Here is a 16,533-nt window from a genome sequence, read left to right as displayed (position 1 = left end):
GAGGAAACATGGAACTCGCAACGCTGCTGGCCGACATTCAGGCCTCGACCGCCATCGCCGTCGGACTCATCCTCGGCATGGGCGCGATGGGCACGGCCATCGGCTTCGGCCTGTTGGGCGGCAAGTTTCTGGAGGGCGCCGCGCGCCAGCCGGAGACCGTGCCGATGCTGCAGGTGAAGATGTTCATCGTGGCCGGGCTGCTCGATGCCGTGACCATGATCGGCGTGGGCCTCGCGCTGTTCTTCACGTTCGCCAATCCGTTCACGGCGGCCGTGCGCACGGCGGTCGGCGGTTAACCCAGAATCAAACCCGGAGGCCGGACGTGGACATCAACGCCACTCTGATCGGGCAATCGCTCGTCTTCATCCTCCTCATCTGGTTCACCATGCGCTTTGTCTGGCCGCCGCTCACGCGCGCGATGGCCGAGCGCCAGAAAACCATCGCCGACGGGCTAGCGGCCGCGGAGCGCGGCAAGCGCGAGCTGGAACTCGCGGAAAAGCGCGCCCTCGAAATGCTCAAGAAGGCGAAGGCCGATGCACAGGAGATCATCGGGCTGGCCGAGAAGCGCGCCGCCGAGGTGACCGACGAGGCCAAGGGCGCCGCGCGTGTCGAGGCCGAGCGCATCGTGCACGCGGCGCGCGGCGACATCGAGCAGGAGACCAACCGCGCGCGCGAGATGCTGCGCGAGCGTCTCGCCGAGCTCGCGGTGGCCGGAGCCGCCCGCATACTCGAGAAGGAGATAGATCCGAAGGCGCATGCCCGCCTGCTCGAGGCGGTGGTGAAGCAACTCTAGGCGCATGGCCGAGACCCGCACCACGGCACGCCCCTACGCCGAAGCCGTCTTCGAGCTGGCGCGCGCTCGAAACCAGTACGCGCGCTGGTCGGAAGCGCTCGCGACGCTCGAGGCGGTTGTGGCCGACCCGCAGGTCGCGGCGCTCGCCCGGGACCCGCGCCTCGCGCGCGAGCGTCTCGTGGCGTTGCTGCTCGACGTGCTCGGCGAGCAGCTCGACACGGAGGGCCGCAACTTCGTGCACCTGCTGGTCGACTACCGCCGCCTTTCGCTCGTTCCCGAGATCCGGGAGCTGTACGAGGCCATGCGCGCCGAGGCCGAAGGGCGCGTGGCGGTCGACGTGCGCACCGCCTTTCCCCTGGAGGCGAAGCAGCAGGACATGCTCCTCGCGGCGCTCAAGCGCCGTTTCGGCCGCGAGGTGGACCTCGCCGTCACGGTCGACCCCGCTCTCATCGGCGGGCTCGAGATTCGGGCGGGCGATCTCGTCATCGACGGCTCCGTGCGGGGCCGACTCGCCGCCCTTGCCGCCCAGCTCAGCGAATAAATCGGAAGCGCAACCATGGCACTCAACCCCAGCGAGATCAGCGACCTCATCCGCGCCCGCATCGAGAAGTTCGAGGCGGCCACCCAGGCCCGTACGGAGGGCACCGTCGTCGGACTGACCGACGGCATCGCGCGCATCCACGGCCTGGCCGACGTCATGCAGGGCGAGATGATCGAGTTCCCCGGCAATACCTTCGGGCTCGCCTTCAACCTCGAGCGCGACTCGGTCGGCGCCGTGGTCATGGGCGAGTACAAGCACATCACCGAAGGCGACCGCGTGCGCACCACCGGGCGTATCCTGGAGGTGCCGGTCGGACCCGAGCTCGTCGGGCGCGTGGTCGACGCGCTCGGCACGCCCATCGACGGCAAGGGGCCGATCGAGACCGGCCGCACCTCGCCGGTCGAGAAGATCGCCCCCGGCGTGATCGCGCGCCAGTCGGTGAGCCAGCCGGTGCAGACGGGCCTGAAGTCGATCGACGCGATGGTCCCGATCGGGCGCGGGCAGCGCGAGCTCATCATCGGCGACCGCCAGACCGGCAAGACCGCGCTCGCGATCGACGCCATCATCAACCAGAAGGGCACCGGCGTCGTGTGTATCTACGTCGCGGTCGGCCAGAAGGCCTCCTCGGTCGCCGGCGTGGTGCGCAAGCTCGAGGAGTACGGGGCGCTCGACCACACGATCGTCGTCGCGGCGACGGCCGCCGAGTCCGCCGCGATGCAGTACATCGCGCCGTACGCCGGGTGCGCCATGGGCGAGTACTTCCGCGACAGCGGCCAGGACGCGCTCATCGTCTACGACGATTTGACCAAGCAGGCCTGGGCGTACCGCCAGATCTCGCTGTTGCTGCGCCGTCCACCCGGGCGCGAAGCCTATCCCGGTGACGTTTTTTACCTGCACTCGCGCCTGCTCGAGCGCGCGGCGCGCGTGAACGGCGACTACGTCGAGAAGCTCACGAACGGCGCGGTCAAGGGCAAGACGGGTTCGCTCACTGCCCTTCCCATCATCGAGACCCAGGCGGGCGACGTCTCCGCGTTCGTGCCGACCAACGTGATCTCGATCACCGACGGGCAGATCTATCTCGACACCGACCTTTTCAACGCCGGCATGCGCCCCGCGATTAACGCGGGACTCTCGGTCTCGCGCGTGGGCGGCGCCGCGCAGACCAAGATCGTGAAGAAGCTCGGCGGCGGCGTGCGCCTCGCGCTCGCGCAGTACCGCGAGCTCGCGGCCTTCGCGCAGTTCGCCTCGGATCTCGATCCGACGACGCGCAAGCAACTGGATCGCGGCGCGCGTATCATGGAGATCATGAAGCAGCCGCAGTACTCGCCGATGACCGTTGCCCAAATGGCCGTATCGCTGTTCGCCGTGAACGAGGGCTTTCTCGACGACGTCGACGTAAAGAAGGTGCGCGCGTTCGAGGATGCGCTGCATCTGTATATGAAGAACGAGCACGCCGGCCTGCTGGCTCGCATCGATGCCGAGCCGGCCTACAGCGACGAGATCGCCACGGCGCTGCGTCAGGCGATCGAGACCTTCAAGGCAAGCCACACCTGGTAAGGCACACCCATGGCGGCCGGAAAAGAGATCCGCAAGCAGATCAAGTCCATCAAGAGCACGCAGAAGATTACGCGTGCGATGGAGATGGTGGCCGCCAGCAAGATGCGGCGGGCGCAGGAGCGCATGCAGGCCGCGCGCCCGTATGCGACCAAGATCCGCCAGGTGATCGGGCATCTGCACTTCGCGCATCCCGAGTACCGGCATCCCTTCTGGATCGAGCGCGAAGCGAAGCGCGTCGGCGTCATCGTGGTGACTTCCGACCGGGGGCTCTGCGGAGGACTCAACACCAACCTGTTCCGCCTGCTGCTGCCGACGCTGAAGGAGTGGCACGACAAGCAGTTGCCCGTCGAGGTGTGCAGCATCGGCACGAAGGGCTTCGCGTTCCTGAAGCGGCTGGGCGCCGAGATCGTGTCGCACGCCGCGCACCTGGGAGACACGCCCCGCATCGAGGATCTGATCGGCACGGTGAAGATCATGCTCGACGCCTACGGCGCCGGGCGCATCGACCGCCTCTACGTCGTGTACAACCAGTTCGTGAACACCATGTCGCAACGCCCGGTCGTGGAGCAGCTCCTGCCGCTGCCCGCGGTCGAGGGCGAATCCCAGGCGGAGCTCAAGCACTACTGGGACTACCTCTACGAGCCGGACGCGCGCGAGGTGCTCGACGACCTGCTCACCCGCTACATCGAGTCGCTCGTGTACCACGCCGTGGTCGAGAACCTCGCCTCCGAGCAGTCCGCGCGCATGGTCGCGATGAAATCGGCATCGGACAACGCCGGGACGCTGATCGACGAGCTGAACCTGCGGTACAACAAGGCGCGCCAGGCGGCGATCACGCAGGAGATCGCCGAGATCGTGGGCGGCGCGGCGGCGGTTTGAGAACGATTCCCTTATTCGAGGTGCAAGCATGAGTGCCGTACCTGCCGCGAAAGTGACACAGGGCTCCGGGAAGATCGTGCAGATCATCGGCGCGGTCGTGGACGTCGAGTTTCCGCGCGAGGAGCTGCCCAAGGTGTACGACGCGCTGACGCTCGACGGCGCCGACCTCACGCTCGAGGTGCAGCAGCAGCTCGGCGACGGCATCGTTCGGGCGATCGCGATGGGCCCGATCGAGGGGGTGCGCCGCGGCGTCACGGTGACCAACACCGGGGCGCCGATCTCGGTCCCGGTGGGGACCAAGACCCTCGGACGCATCATGGATGTCCTTGGCCGGCCGATCGACGAGAAGGGCCCGGTCGGGGCGGAGAAGTCCATGCCGATCCACCGTCCGGCGCCTTCGTTCGCGGAGCAGGCCGCTTCCGCCGAGCTGCTCGAGACCGGCATCAAGGTCATCGACCTGATGTGCCCGTTCGCCAAGGGCGGCAAGGTCGGCCTCTTCGGCGGCGCGGGCGTCGGCAAGACCGTGAACATGATGGAGCTGATCCGCAACATCGCGATCGAGCACTCCGGCTACTCGGTGTTCGCCGGCGTCGGCGAGCGCACGCGCGAGGGCAACGACTTCTACCATGAGATGAAGGAAGGCGGTGTGCTCGACAAGGTCGCGCTCGTTTACGGCCAGATGAACGAGCCGCCGGGCAACCGCCTGCGCGTTGCGCTGACGGGACTCACCGTCGCCGAGAACTTCCGCGACGAGGGCCGCGACGTCCTGCTCTTCATCGACAACATCTACCGCTACACGCTCGCCGGCACCGAGGTCTCGGCGCTGCTCGGCCGCATGCCCTCGGCCGTGGGCTATCAGCCGACGCTCGCCTGGGAGATGGGTCTGCTGCAGGAGCGCATCACCTCCACCAAGACCGGATCCATCACCTCGATCCAGGCGGTGTACGTGCCCGCGGACGACCTGACCGATCCCTCGCCCGCGACCACCTTCGCGCACCTCGACGCGACCGTCGTGCTGTCCCGCCAGGTGGCGGAGCTCGGCATCTACCCCGCGGTCGATCCGCTCGACTCGACCAGCCGCCAGGTCGATCCGCACGTCATCGGCGAGGAGCACTACCGGACCACGCGCGACGTGCAGGCGACGCTGCAGCGCTACAAGGAGTTGCAGGACATCATCGCGATCCTCGGCATGGACGAGCTGTCGGAAGAGGACAAACTGACCGTCAGCCGCGCGCGCAAGATCCAGCGCTTTCTCTCGCAGCCGTTCTTCGTCGCCGAGGTATTCACCGGCACGCCGGGCAAGTACGTGCCGCTCAAGGAGACGATCCGCGGCTTCCGGATGATCGTGGACGGCGGCTGCGACGCCCTGCCCGAGCAGGCGTTCTACATGGTCGGCACCATCGACGAGGCCTTCGAGAAGGCAAAGACGCTGTAAACGCAGCGACAAGTGACAAGTTCATCAGCGGCAATCTACTTACCGGTCTACTGATATGGCCATGACCATGCACGTCGACATCGTAAGCGCCGAGCGGAGTATCTACTCCGGTACGGCCGAGCTCGTGGTCGCGCCGCTCGTGGAGGGTGAAGTCGGCATACTTTCGCGGCACTCGCCGATGCTCGCTCGGCTGCGCCCCGGAGAGATACGCGTGAAGACGCAGACCGAGGAGCTCGAGTTCTACGTGTCGGGCGGCATGCTCGAGGTGCAGCCGCACGTGGTGACGGTGCTGGCCGACACCGCGGCGCGCGCCCGCGATCTCGACGAAGCGGCGGCGCTCAAGGCCAAGGAGCGCGCCGAGGAGGCGCTCAGGAACCGCCAGGCCGACATCGACTATGCGCGCGCGCAGGCCGAGCTGGCCGACGCTCTGGCGCAGCTGCGCGCCATCCGGAAGCTGCGCGAGCGGGCGAAGAAATAGCGATGAACGCCGTCGTCGAAAAGCACAAGGTCGTCTCGATCACGTACCGCATCAGGGACCAGGGCGGGGAGATCGTCGAGATCAACGACCTGCCGGTCGAGTACGTGCACGGCGGCGCGAGCGATCTTTTCCCGAAAATCGAGCAGGCGCTCGAGGGACGCGAGGTCGGCGACTCGGTCACCGTCAGGCTGGCTCCGGAGGAGGCGTTCGGCGGCCACGATCCGAAGCAGACGTTCACGGACGACATCGAGAACGCGCCGCCGGAGCTACGCCAGGTGGGCGCCCAGTTCGAGGCGCAGAACGCCAAGGGCGAGACGATCAACCTCGTGGTCACGGACGTCGGCGACGGCAGGATTACGGTGGACGCGAACCACCCGCTCGCCGGAAAAACCATCGCCTTCGAGGTGACCGTGCGGGAGATCCGCGACGCGACCGAGGAAGAGCGGGTCTCGGGACGCCCGGCGCAGGGGCGGTCGCTCCTCCAGTAAACATTTTTCCGGCCTCTCCTATAATTCAGCTGTTCCCCCCGAGAGGCCCGTCCATGCCCCACCCGCTCGAAATCGTCGTACTCGCCGCGGGCAAGGGCACCCGCATGCGCTCGGACCGGCCAAAGGTCCTGCACGACCTCGCCGGGCGGCCGCTGCTGCACTACGTCCTCGAGACCGCTCGCGCCCTGGCGCCACGGGCGATCCACGTCGTCTACGGCCACGGCGGCGAGCGGGTGCGGGAGGCGTGCCCCGGCGAAGACGTGCGCTGGGTACTGCAAGCGGAGCAGAACGGAACGGGGCATGCGCTCCGACAGGCCCTGCCCGCCATACCCGACGCCGCGACCGTACTCGTGCTCTACGGCGATGTCCCCCTTATCCGCCGCGAAACCCTGCAGACGCTCGTGGAGGCGGCGGGCGGTTCCGGCGTCTCGCTCCTGACGGTGACGCTGGACGATCCGGCCGGATACGGGCGCATCGTGCGGGACGGAAACGGGCGCATCGAGCGCATCGTCGAACGCAAGGACGCGAGTGCGGCGGAGCTCGCCCTCCACGAGGTGAATACCGGTTTCATGGCCGCTCCCGCCGCGCGCCTGAAGGGGTGGATCGCGCGCCTCACGAACCACAACGCGCAGGGCGAGTACTATCTCACGGATATAATCGGGATGGCCGCGGGCGACGGGCTGACGATAGCCGCCCGCGAGCCCTCGGCCCCCTGGGAGACGCTAGGCGTGAACAGCAAGGCGGAGCTGGCGCAGCTGGAGCGGGTGCACCAGCACAATCAGGCGCGCACCCTGATGGAGCAGGGCGTCACGGTGCGCGACCCCGCGCGCTTCGACGTGCGCGGAAGCGTGGCGGCCGGGCGCGACGTCGAGATCGACGTCAACGTGGTGCTCGAGGGTCGGGTGGTGCTCGGCGATGGGACGCGCATCGGCCCCAACTGCTACCTGCGCGACGTCGAAATCGGCGCCGGCACCGTCGTGCTGCCGCAATCGGTGCTCGAGGAATCGAGCGTGGGGCGCGAATGTCGCATCGGCCCGTTTGCCCGCCTCAGGCCTGGCACGCGCCTTGCAGACCATGCGCACGTCGGGAATTTCGTCGAAATCAAGAACGCCGAGGTGGGCGAGGGCAGCAAGATCAATCATCTGACGTACGTCGGCGACGCCCGTGTCGGGCGTGACGTGAACGTCGGCGCCGGTACGATCACCTGCAACTACGACGGCGCGAACAAGCACCGGACCGTCATCGAGGACCGGGCCTTCATCGGCTCGAATACGGCGCTCGTGGCGCCGGTGACGGTCGGCGCGGACGCCACGATCGGCGCGGGTTCGGTCATCACGCGCGACGCGCCGGCCGGTCAGCTCACGCTCACGCGCGCCGAGCAGAAGACCCGTCCGGGCTGGAAGCGCCCGACCAGGAAGAAATGATGCGAAGCGACGAGTGCTAAGTGATAAGTTGCGGTGCACGCGCACGTGCTCCCCGACTTATCACTTATAACTTAGAACGCTGAGCTGACCCCCTATGTGCGGCATCGTCGGCGCGGTGGCAAACCGCAATGTGGTCCCGATCCTCATCGAGGGTCTGAAGCGCCTCGAATATCGCGGTTACGACTCCGCGGGCGTAGCCGTGCTGAACGGCGGGATCCGGCGTGTCCGCCGGGTCGGGCGCGTGGCGGAGATGGAAGGCGCGGCCAGGACGGAGGGGCTGAACGGGCTCCTCGGCATCGGCCACACGCGCTGGGCCACCCACGGCGGCGTCACCGAGCCGAACGCGCATCCGCACGTCTCGCACGACGAGATCGCGGTCGTGCACAACGGCATCATCGAGAACCACGACGCGCAGCGCGAACGTCTCGAGAAGCTGGGCTACGGCTTCGAGTCGCAGACCGACACCGAGGTCATAGCGCACCTCGTCCACTATTACTTCTCGCAGTCGGGCAACCTGCTCCAGGCCACCCGGCAGGCCGTGCGCGACCTGGTCGGCGCGTACGCGATCGCCGTCGTCTCCCTGAAGTCTCCCGATCTCATGACCTGCGCGCGCGTCGGCTGCCCTCTGCTGATCGGCCTCGGCGAGAACGAGAACTTCGTGGCGTCAGACGTTTCCGCCGTCATCTCCGCGACGCGCCGGGTGATGTACCTCGAGGAGGGCGATGTCGCCGAGCTGACCCGCTCGGCGGTACGCGTGTACGACCGCGACGGCGCCCCGGTCGAACGCGAGGTGCACGAGTCCGACCTTTCGCTCGCTTCGCTGGAGCTCGGGCCCTACGGCCACTTCATGCAGAAGGAGATTTACGAGCAGCCCCAGGCATTGTCCGACACTATCGAGGCGGTCGTCACCCTCGGAGTGGACGCCGCGCTTTTCGGCCGCGAGGCGGCGTCCGTTTTCCGGGACGTCGAAGGCGTGCAGATCATCGCCTGCGGCACGAGCTACTACGCGGGCAGCGTCGCGCGCTACTGGCTGGAGTCGATCGCGAAGATCCCCTGCACCGTCGATATCGCGAGCGAATACCGCTACCGCGACACGGTACCCAATCCGCGGCAGCTGATCGTCACGATCTCCCAGTCGGGAGAGACGCTCGACACGATGGAGGCGCTCAAGCGGGCCAAGGAGCTGGGTCACCCCCATCAGCTGGCGATCTGCAACGTGCGCGAGAGCGCCATTCCGCGGGCGTCACGGCTGGTGTTTTACACGCGCGCGGGCGCGGAAATCGGCGTCGCCTCGACCAAGGCGTTCACGACCCAGCTCGCCGCCTTGTTCGTGCTGACCCTCGCCCTGGCCAAGGCCAAGGGGCGCCTGAGCGACGCGGCGGAGGCTGCGCACCTCGACGCGCTCCGGCATCTGCCCGGCAGCGTGCAGCACGCCCTCAATCTCGAGCCGCAGATCAAGCTCTGGGCCGAGCGCTTCGCGCCGAAGGAGCACGCGCTGTTCCTGGGGCGCGGCGTGCACTATCCGATCGCGCTCGAGGGAGCGCTGAAGCTCAAGGAGATCTCCTACATACACGCCGAGGCCTATCCTGCCGGCGAGCTCAAGCACGGGCCGCTGGCGCTCGTCGACGCGAACATGCCGGTGGTGGTGATTGCGCCGAACGACTCGCTGCTCGAGAAAGTGAAGTCGAACATGCAGGAAGTGCGCGCGCGCGGCGGCGAGCTCTACGTCTTCGCCGATCTGGACAGCCATTTCAGCGAGAGCGCCGGGGTACACGTGATCCGCACCCCGCGCCATGTCGGCGTGCTGTCGCCGGTCGTGCACGCGATTCCCGTTCAGCTGCTCGCCTACCACACCGCGGTCATGCGGGGCACCGACGTGGACAAACCGCGCAACCTCGCGAAGTCGGTGACGGTCGAATAGCTACGCCGTTCCGTACTTCGTCTCCACGGTAATCCCGATCTTTTTCAGGAACGGCGTGGGAAGCACGCCGCCGGCACAGACGATCACCGCGTGGTTACCGAGCTCGACCGGCTTGCCGTCGTGGTCGAGCTGCACCCGGTCGGCCGAAATGGCGCGCACCTTGGACTTCATCAACAGCCTCATCCGTCCGGCCTTCGACATGCTTTCGAGCCGCTCCCGGTTCCTGGGCTTGGCACGGTCGAACGCCTCGCCGCGGTAGGACAGCGCGACCGCGGTGCCCGGCTGCTCGGCGACGGCCAGCGCCGCCTCGATGGCCGCGTCGCCGCCGCCCACCACGAGGACCTTCTGGCCCCGGTACTGCTCGGGATCGATCAGGCTGTAGACGACCTTCGGCAGCTCCTCGCCCGGCACCTCGAGCTTGCGTGGCGTCCCGCGGCGCCCGATGGCGAGGAGCACGGCGCGCGCCTCGTAGCTTCCCTTGGTCGTTTTAACCAGGAAACCCTTCTCTGTCTTCACGATGTCGTCCATGCGCTCGTTGTAGCGGATCCGTACCCCGGTACGCTTCTCGACGTCCTGCCAGAAGCCGAGGAGCGCCTCCTTGGTGGTCTCGCGCATCTTCACCTTGCCGACGAGCGGCAGCGTCGCCGGCTGGGTCATGACGATCTTGCCGCGCGGGTACCTGAACACGCAGCCGCCGAGGGACTCCTGCTCGACCGTGGCGTAGCGCAGCTTGTGCGCGTGGGCGGCCAGCGACGCCGCGAAGCCGGCAGGGCCGGCACCGACGATGACGACGTCGAGCTGGCCGTTCGCCCCCTTCTGCCGGCGGATCGCGTCGATCGCCTGACGCCCCTGTTCCACGGCATTGCGGATCAAACCCATGCCACCCAGCTCGCCGGCGATGTAGATGCCGGGAACGTTGGTCTCGAACGTCGGCGACAGGAGCGGAATGTCGACCCCGCGCTTCGCCGTCCCGAAGACGAGCGTGATCGCCCCGTGCGGACAGGCCGCCCGGCAGGCGCCGTGGCCGATGCAGTGGGTGGCGTCGATGATCTCGGCGCGGCCGCGGATGATCCCGAGGACGTCGCCCTCCGGACACGCGCGCACGCACGCGTTCGAGCCGAGGCAGCGCAGGGGGTCGATGAGGGGGTGAAGGGACGCAGGCTCGGTCAGGCCGGCCTCCCTGGCCTCCGTCAGTCGCGCGACGTTCAGGTGCTCCCGCCGCCGATGGCGCACCAGGTAGACGGCGACCGCGAGCAGGAGGGGTACCAGATAGATCAGGTACGGCGACTCGAAAAGTCTCATTGGAATGGTCCGATTCTTAAGGATTCCTTAAGACGCCCGTCGGAGTGGCATACCCGGCAGTCCGTTGTTTCTGAAACGTCTCTAGGCATTGCGCCGACTTGTACTTATATACGCATAAAGCGCCGAGAGCGCAGCAACTAATAAAAGCGTCCGGATGAAGGACGCATTCAGGGAGTACGAATGGGAAGTCTTCTGCGCGGCCCGCGATCGCGCTGGCTGGCGGTTTTTTTTGTCGCGCTCATCATGCTGGGCGTCGGCGCGGCTGCCGCCTGGTTCGGTTCAGAGAACTCTTCCCGCCCGGTCTTCTCCGACGTCTGGGGCGGCCTGTCCCGGCCGGACGGCCCTGCCAAGGGGCACGCGGCCGACAAGGCGCCCGCCGCTCTCGCACCGAGCCTCGCAGAGCTCCTTCCCGGTCTCGAGGCCAAGTCCGCCGCGCATCCGGACGACGTCGGCGCCCAGATCCTGCTCGCGCAGACCTACAACGAGCTCGGCCGCCGCGCAGACGGCCTGAAGGTGCTGGAACGGCTCGCCAAGGCCCGTCCGAACGACGGCGAGATCGCTTTCGCGCGGGCTGACCTCCTCGGTCACGGCGAAAACGCCGCCGAGCTGCGACAGTCCTTCGATCTCTATGCCCGCGCGGCAACACTCACCCCACGACTGATTCCGCTCGCGCGCCTGCACCAGGGCGAGGTGCGCGCGCGTCTCGGCGACCGGGCGGGCGCGATTCGCATCTGGGAGGCCCACCTCGCGCGCTTCCCGGAAGACGCCCATCGCGCGCTGTTTGAGAGCGCGATCGCTCAGGCGCGAGCGGGGACGGGCGGCTGAGCATGGGCGCGAGCAGCGAGACCATGATGGCGCAGGGCCGGCGACGGTCGGACGGTCGCCGCGCCCTGCCCGTCGTTCTCGCGGTGGTTGCCGTCGCTGCGGCGCTCGCGTTGCGCATCCCCTACCGCGCCGGCGACGACATGGGCTACACGCTCGGGCTCGCGGGCGGAATCGCCATGCTCGTCCTGCTCCTCTACCCGATCGCGAAACGGCTGCGATGGCTGCAGCGGCTGCTTCCGCTCAAGCACTGGTTCCGGGGGCACATGGTCCTGGGCATCGCCGGTCCGGTGCTGATCCTCCTTCACTCGCGGCTGCACTTCGGTTCGATCAACGGCACCGTCGCCTTCGCCGCGATGGCCATCGTGGCCCTGAGCGGTCTGGTCGGGCGCTTCCTTTACGCGAAGATCCACCACGGGCTGTACGGACGACGCGCGACGCTGGCCGAAGTGAAGACGCGTCTCGGCCTGTCCGGCGAGAGCGCCCGCTCCAAGCTGCGGTTTCATCCCCCGCTCGAGCGGCGCCTCGTCGGGCTCGAGGAGCGCCTGCTGCACGTTTACGAACGGGCCCCCGCCGTATGGCGGCTCATGGTCGTGGCGGTGCTCGTGCGCCTGCATTACCGGCATGCGAAGCGCGAGCTTCGTTCGGCCCTCCGGCTGCAAGGAGCACGGCGCGGGTGGGATCGCCGCACACTGAGGCGCGCCTACCGCCATGGCAAGGGCCTGATCGCCGCGTACCTCGGCGCCATCGCGGACGTCGCCCAGTTCGGCGCCTACGAACGGCTGTTCTCGCTCTGGCACGTGCTGCACGTTCCCTTGATGGTCATCCTGCTGTTTAGCGGAGTGGTCCATGTCGTCGCCGTGCACATGTACTGAGGGGCGAAGCGGACATGCGCATCGTCTGGTTCATCGCCGGGCTGGCAGCACTGCTCGCGACGGGCGCCTTCGCCGACCTGGGACCGCTCGACTCGCTGGTGATGCCCGGAAAAGTGATCAAGGGTCATGAACGCCTCGAAACGGAGTGCAAGCAGTGCCACGTTCCGTTCCGGCGCGACGCCCAGCGTGACCTCTGCCTTGGATGCCACGATCACCGGGAGGTGGCCGACGACGTCGCCCGGAACCGGGGCTTCCACGGGCGGCTCGAGGACAGCACCTGCAGCAAGTGCCACACCGAACACAAGGGTCGGGAGGCGGACATCGTGAAGCTCGACGAGCGCCGTTTCGACCACACGATGACCGATTTTGCGCTCAAGGGCGCGCACGGAAAGCCGGAAGTGACCTGCCGGGACTGTCATCGGGCCGGGCAGAAGCACCGGGCCGCGCCATCTGACTGCTACGCGTGCCATCGAAAGGACGACACCCACAAGGGCGGGCTGGGCAAGGACTGCCGCAGTTGCCACACCGAGAACCGCTGGGCGGAGGTCCGATTCGACCACAGCAAGACCGGGTGGCCGCTCGAGGGGAAGCACTACGACGTCGAGTGCAAGGCCTGCCACGTCCGCGAACGCTACAAAAACACGGCGAAGGACTGCGTGAGCTGCCACCGCAAGGACGACGACAGGAAGGGGCATAAGGGCCGGTTCGGGCGCAAGTGCGAGACATGCCACGTGGCGGACGGATGGCGCCAGCTGCGCTTCGACCACGACCGCGATACGAAGTACCGGCTGCTCGGGCGCCATCGGGACGCGAAGTGTACGGCCTGCCACACGGGCGACCTCTACAGGCAAAAGCTCGGGCAGACGTGCGTGAGCTGCCACCGCAAGGACGACGACAGGAAAGGCCACAAGGGCCGGTTCGGTCCGAAATGCGAGACTTGCCACGTGGAGCGGGAGTGGAAGGCGATCACCTTCGACCACGACCGGGCGACCGACTATCCGCTGCTCGGCAAGCACCGCCAGGCAAAATGCACCGCGTGCCATACCGGGCCGCTCTACCAGCAGAAGCTCGCGACCACCTGTTATGCGTGCCACAAGAAGGACGACGAGCACAGGGGACAGCAGGGCCAACGCTGCGAGCAGTGTCACGACGAGCGCTCCTGGAAAACGACCCGCTTCGACCATGACCTCACGCGGTTCCCGTTGCTCGGCCGGCACGCGAAGCTCGAGTGCAAGGAGTGCCACCGCGCCGCGACGTTCAAGGACGCCTCGACGCAATGCGTCGCGTGCCACGAGAAGGAAGACGCCCACAAGCGAACGCTGGGCCCCGCCTGCGAGGAGTGCCACAACGCGCGCGACTGGAAGCAGTGGCGCTTCGACCACAATGCGCGCACGCGTTTCCGTCTCGACGGCGGGCACGAGCGCCTGGCGTGCAAGAGCTGCCACCAACGCCCGATGAAAGGCCGTGTCGAGGCGCCGAGCGCGTGCGTCGCGTGCCACGACGGCGACGACGTGCACGCCGGCGCGTACGGGCGGTACTGCGAGCGCTGCCACGTGACGTCGGATTTCGGGACGATCAGATCGGGCGCGATGAAGCGCCGCCACTAACAAGCCGATGCGTAACAAGAAAGGCGGAGGGAGAGACATGAAGACCACGCGCAGCCTTGGCCGAATCACCTACGTGGTACTCGCCGCCGCGCTCGCGCTGTTCGCGCTGTCCGCCGACGCCGCGCAGCCGAGCACGCGCAACGCCCGCTTCGACCACCTCCAGACCGGCTTTCCGCTCACCGGCGCCCACACCAAGGCGCGTTGCGACACCTGTCACAGCCGGGGAGTGTTCAAGGGGACGCCGCACGCGTGCGCGGCTTGCCATGTACCGGGAAGCGGACGCGCGACCACGACGAAGAGCGCCAGCCATATCCCGACCAGTCTGCCGTGCGACCAGTGCCACGATACCCGCCGCTTCGCCGGCGCGCGCTTCGACCACAGCGCGGTCGCGGCCGGCGGTTGCGCAAGCTGCCACAACGGCGTGACCGCGAAGGGCAAGCACGCGCGCCACGTCACGACGACCGACTCGTGCGACCGCTGCCATACGACGCGTTACTGGACGCCAGCGACGTACGATCACAGTGGCGTAGCGCCGGGTGCCTGCAACAGCTGCCATCTGCCCGATCGCCCGAGAACCAACCACATCCAGACCAGCCAGTCCTGCGACACCTGTCACAACACGCGCGCGTGGCGACCTGCCCGATTCGATCACGCCGCGGTGACGCCCGGCACGTGCAGCACCTGCCACGCGACCGACAAGCCGGCGAACCACATCGTGACCAGCGCCTCCTGCGACAGCTGTCACGGGACGAGTACGTGGGCGGTGGCGACGTTCGACCACGCGACGGTGACGCCCGGCACGTGCAACACCTGCCACTCGAAGGACAAGTCCGCCAATCACGTCGTGACGACGGCCTCGTGCGACTCGTGTCACGGCACGAACGCCTGGCTGCCGGCCAACTTCAGCCACACGACCGTCACTCCGGGCACCTGCAACACCTGCCACGCGACCCACAAGCCCGCCAATCACGTCGTGACGACGGCCTCGTGCGACTCGTGTCACGGCACGAACGCCTGGCTGCCGGCCAACTTCAGCCACACGACCGTCACTCCGGGCACCTGCAACACCTGCCACGCGACCCACAAGCCCGCCAATCACGTCGTGACGACGGCCTCGTGCGACTCGTGTCATGGCACGAACGCCTGGCTGCCGGCGACGTTCGATCACGCGACCGTCGCTCCGGGCACCTGCAACACCTGCCACGCGACCGACAAGCCGGCAAACCACGTGGTGACCACCGCGTCGTGCGATGGGTGTCACCGGACCACGGCATGGCTTCCCGCGACGTTCGATCACGCGACCGTCACCCCGGGCACCTGCAACACCTGCCACGCGACCGACAAGCCCGCGAATCACGTCGTGACGACGGCCTCGTGCGACACCTGCCACACGGTGAACGCCTGGGTGCCGGCGAACTTCAGTCACAGCGCCGTCACCCCGGGCACGTGCGCCACCTGTCACAACGGCGCCAACGCGACCGGCAAGCCGTCGGGGCACTTCATCACGACGCGTTCCTGCGACGCGTGTCACGGCACGACCGCCTGGCTTCCTGTCCTCAACTACAGCCATACCTCACCGTTCTTTCCCGGCCGGCACAACTCGAGCGTGACCTGCACGGACTGCCACACGGCCAACAGCGAGACCGTGACCTGGCCCTTCGCGGCATACCAGCCGGATTGCGCCGCGTGCCACGCGTCGCGTTTCAAGCCCGATCCGCACAAGAAAACGGAGACGCCGACCACGATCCGTTACACGGTGAGCGAGCTGCGCAACTGTGCGGGAAGCTGCCACATCTACACGGACAACACCTTCACAACCATCCAGAAGTCCCGCTCGGGCGAGCATCGGGCGAGCGACGGCGGCTTCTGACGGCGGATCAACCAAAAGAGACTGTCGAGTAACCAATGCTGAAGCTCATGCGACCGGACTTCGAGAAGTTGTGCGTGGCGTTCGTGCTCTGGCTTGGCCTCGTGGCCGGCGCGGAAGCCCAGATACTCGACAGTCTCGAGGTGGAGACGACCGATGAGGCGGCGGTACTGCACGTGAACTTCGCGGTACCGGTCCGGTACCAGAAGCACATCAGGGCGTCCGGCAAGAACCTCGTGGTATACCTGCGCGTCCTCGACGTGGCCGACAGCGTACGGCGCGAGGTGGATCACAAGTCGCTCAAGGCCCAGCCGGAGCTGGTGCCGGCGACCGAGGTGACGTTCGAGCCGAACGGACCGCAGGGCCCGCAGCTCGTGTTCAACTTCGGCCAGCCCATGGATTTCGACGTGAGGCAGGGGCGTGACAACCGAAGCATCGACGTCATCTTCCGGAAACCGGGGGCGGCCAGGCAGGCCGCCGAAAAAAAAAACGCTACGCCGTCACGCTCCAATCGGCATTTGAGCCTCTCGGCGACCTGACGGCG

At 67.4% G+C, this 16,533-nt stretch carries 16 protein-coding genes; 15 read left to right on the top strand and 1 reads right to left on the bottom strand.

Annotation, left to right across the window (positions count from 1 at the left end; genetic code table 11):
* Positions 1–8: 8 nt before the first annotated feature.
* From atpE to glmS, 10 genes are all read left to right on the top strand, one after another.
* Positions 9–296, top strand: coding sequence for a F0F1 ATP synthase subunit C (atpE, locus tag SVA_RS19160; protein ID WP_096462737.1), 288 nt, complete (start codon positions 9–11; stop codon positions 294–296).
* Positions 297–322: 26 nt separating this feature from the next.
* Positions 323–793: a F0F1 ATP synthase subunit B gene (locus SVA_RS19155; RefSeq protein ID WP_096462736.1), complete on the top strand. Its 471-nt coding sequence runs from the start codon at positions 323–325 to the stop codon at positions 791–793.
* 4 nt (positions 794–797) lie between these two features.
* Complete coding sequence (locus SVA_RS19150; RefSeq protein ID WP_096462735.1) at positions 798–1,334, top strand: F0F1 ATP synthase subunit delta; 537 nt, start codon at positions 798–800, stop codon at positions 1,332–1,334.
* Between the two features lie 15 nt (positions 1,335–1,349).
* Positions 1,350–2,891, top strand: coding sequence for a F0F1 ATP synthase subunit alpha (gene atpA / locus SVA_RS19145; protein ID WP_096462734.1), 1,542 nt, complete (start codon positions 1,350–1,352; stop codon positions 2,889–2,891).
* Positions 2,892–2,900: 9 nt separating this feature from the next.
* On the top strand, positions 2,901–3,770 hold the full coding sequence (atpG, locus tag SVA_RS19140; protein WP_096462733.1) for a F0F1 ATP synthase subunit gamma: 870 nt from the start codon (positions 2,901–2,903) through the stop codon (positions 3,768–3,770).
* A gap of 28 nt (positions 3,771–3,798) precedes the next feature.
* Positions 3,799–5,205 carry a F0F1 ATP synthase subunit beta gene (atpD, locus tag SVA_RS19135; RefSeq protein ID WP_096462732.1) on the top strand — a complete coding sequence of 469 codons (1,407 nt, stop codon included), beginning with the start codon at positions 3,799–3,801 and terminating at the stop codon, positions 5,203–5,205.
* A 55-nt stretch (positions 5,206–5,260) separates the two neighbouring features.
* Positions 5,261–5,683, top strand: a complete 423-nt coding sequence (locus SVA_RS19130) for a F0F1 ATP synthase subunit epsilon (protein ID WP_096462731.1) — start codon at positions 5,261–5,263, stop codon at positions 5,681–5,683.
* A gap of 2 nt (positions 5,684–5,685) precedes the next feature.
* Positions 5,686–6,171, top strand: a complete 486-nt coding sequence (locus SVA_RS19125) for an FKBP-type peptidyl-prolyl cis-trans isomerase (RefSeq protein WP_096462730.1) — start codon at positions 5,686–5,688, stop codon at positions 6,169–6,171.
* A 53-nt stretch (positions 6,172–6,224) separates the two neighbouring features.
* On the top strand, positions 6,225–7,595 hold the full coding sequence (gene glmU, locus SVA_RS19120) for a bifunctional UDP-N-acetylglucosamine diphosphorylase/glucosamine-1-phosphate N-acetyltransferase GlmU (protein WP_096462729.1): 1,371 nt from the start codon (positions 6,225–6,227) through the stop codon (positions 7,593–7,595).
* 94 nt (positions 7,596–7,689) lie between these two features.
* A complete protein-coding gene (gene glmS, locus SVA_RS19115; RefSeq protein ID WP_096462728.1) occupies positions 7,690–9,516 on the top strand; it encodes a glutamine--fructose-6-phosphate transaminase (isomerizing) in 1,827 nt (608 codons plus the stop codon).
* On the opposite strand, the gene SVA_RS19110 is transcribed toward glmS, so the two are convergent.
* On the bottom strand, positions 9,517–10,818 hold the full coding sequence (locus tag SVA_RS19110) for an NAD(P)-binding domain-containing protein (RefSeq protein ID WP_096462727.1): 1,302 nt from the start codon (positions 10,816–10,818) through the stop codon (positions 9,517–9,519).
* Between the two features lie 180 nt (positions 10,819–10,998).
* Here SVA_RS19110 and SVA_RS19105 point away from each other — a divergent pair, with 180 nt between their 5' ends.
* The 5 genes from SVA_RS19105 to SVA_RS19085 are packed head-to-tail and all read left to right on the top strand — an operon-like array spanning position 10,999 to position 16,528.
* A complete protein-coding gene (locus SVA_RS19105; RefSeq protein WP_096462726.1) occupies positions 10,999–11,643 on the top strand; it encodes a tetratricopeptide repeat protein in 645 nt (214 codons plus the stop codon).
* Between the two features lie 2 nt (positions 11,644–11,645).
* A complete protein-coding gene (locus SVA_RS19100; RefSeq protein ID WP_096462725.1) occupies positions 11,646–12,515 on the top strand; it encodes a hypothetical protein in 870 nt (289 codons plus the stop codon).
* A 14-nt stretch (positions 12,516–12,529) separates the two neighbouring features.
* Positions 12,530–14,122 (top strand): cytochrome c3 family protein, encoded by a 1,593-nt coding sequence (locus tag SVA_RS19095; protein ID WP_096462724.1) that lies wholly within the window; start codon positions 12,530–12,532, stop codon positions 14,120–14,122.
* 37 nt (positions 14,123–14,159) lie between these two features.
* Positions 14,160–15,992 (top strand): molecular chaperone DnaJ, encoded by a 1,833-nt coding sequence (locus SVA_RS19090; RefSeq protein WP_096462723.1) that lies wholly within the window; start codon positions 14,160–14,162, stop codon positions 15,990–15,992.
* A gap of 35 nt (positions 15,993–16,027) precedes the next feature.
* Positions 16,028–16,528, top strand: a complete 501-nt coding sequence (locus SVA_RS19085; RefSeq protein WP_096462722.1) for a hypothetical protein — start codon at positions 16,028–16,030, stop codon at positions 16,526–16,528.
* Positions 16,529–16,533 lie beyond the last annotated feature (5 nt).

Origin of the sequence: Sulfurifustis variabilis (genome assembly GCF_002355415.1) — a bacterium.
GTDB classification, from domain to species: Bacteria; Pseudomonadota; Gammaproteobacteria; order Acidiferrobacterales; family Sulfurifustaceae; genus Sulfurifustis; species Sulfurifustis variabilis.
Note: the sequence above shows the minus strand (reverse complement) of the source record. Positions and strands in the feature narration are given on the sequence as shown.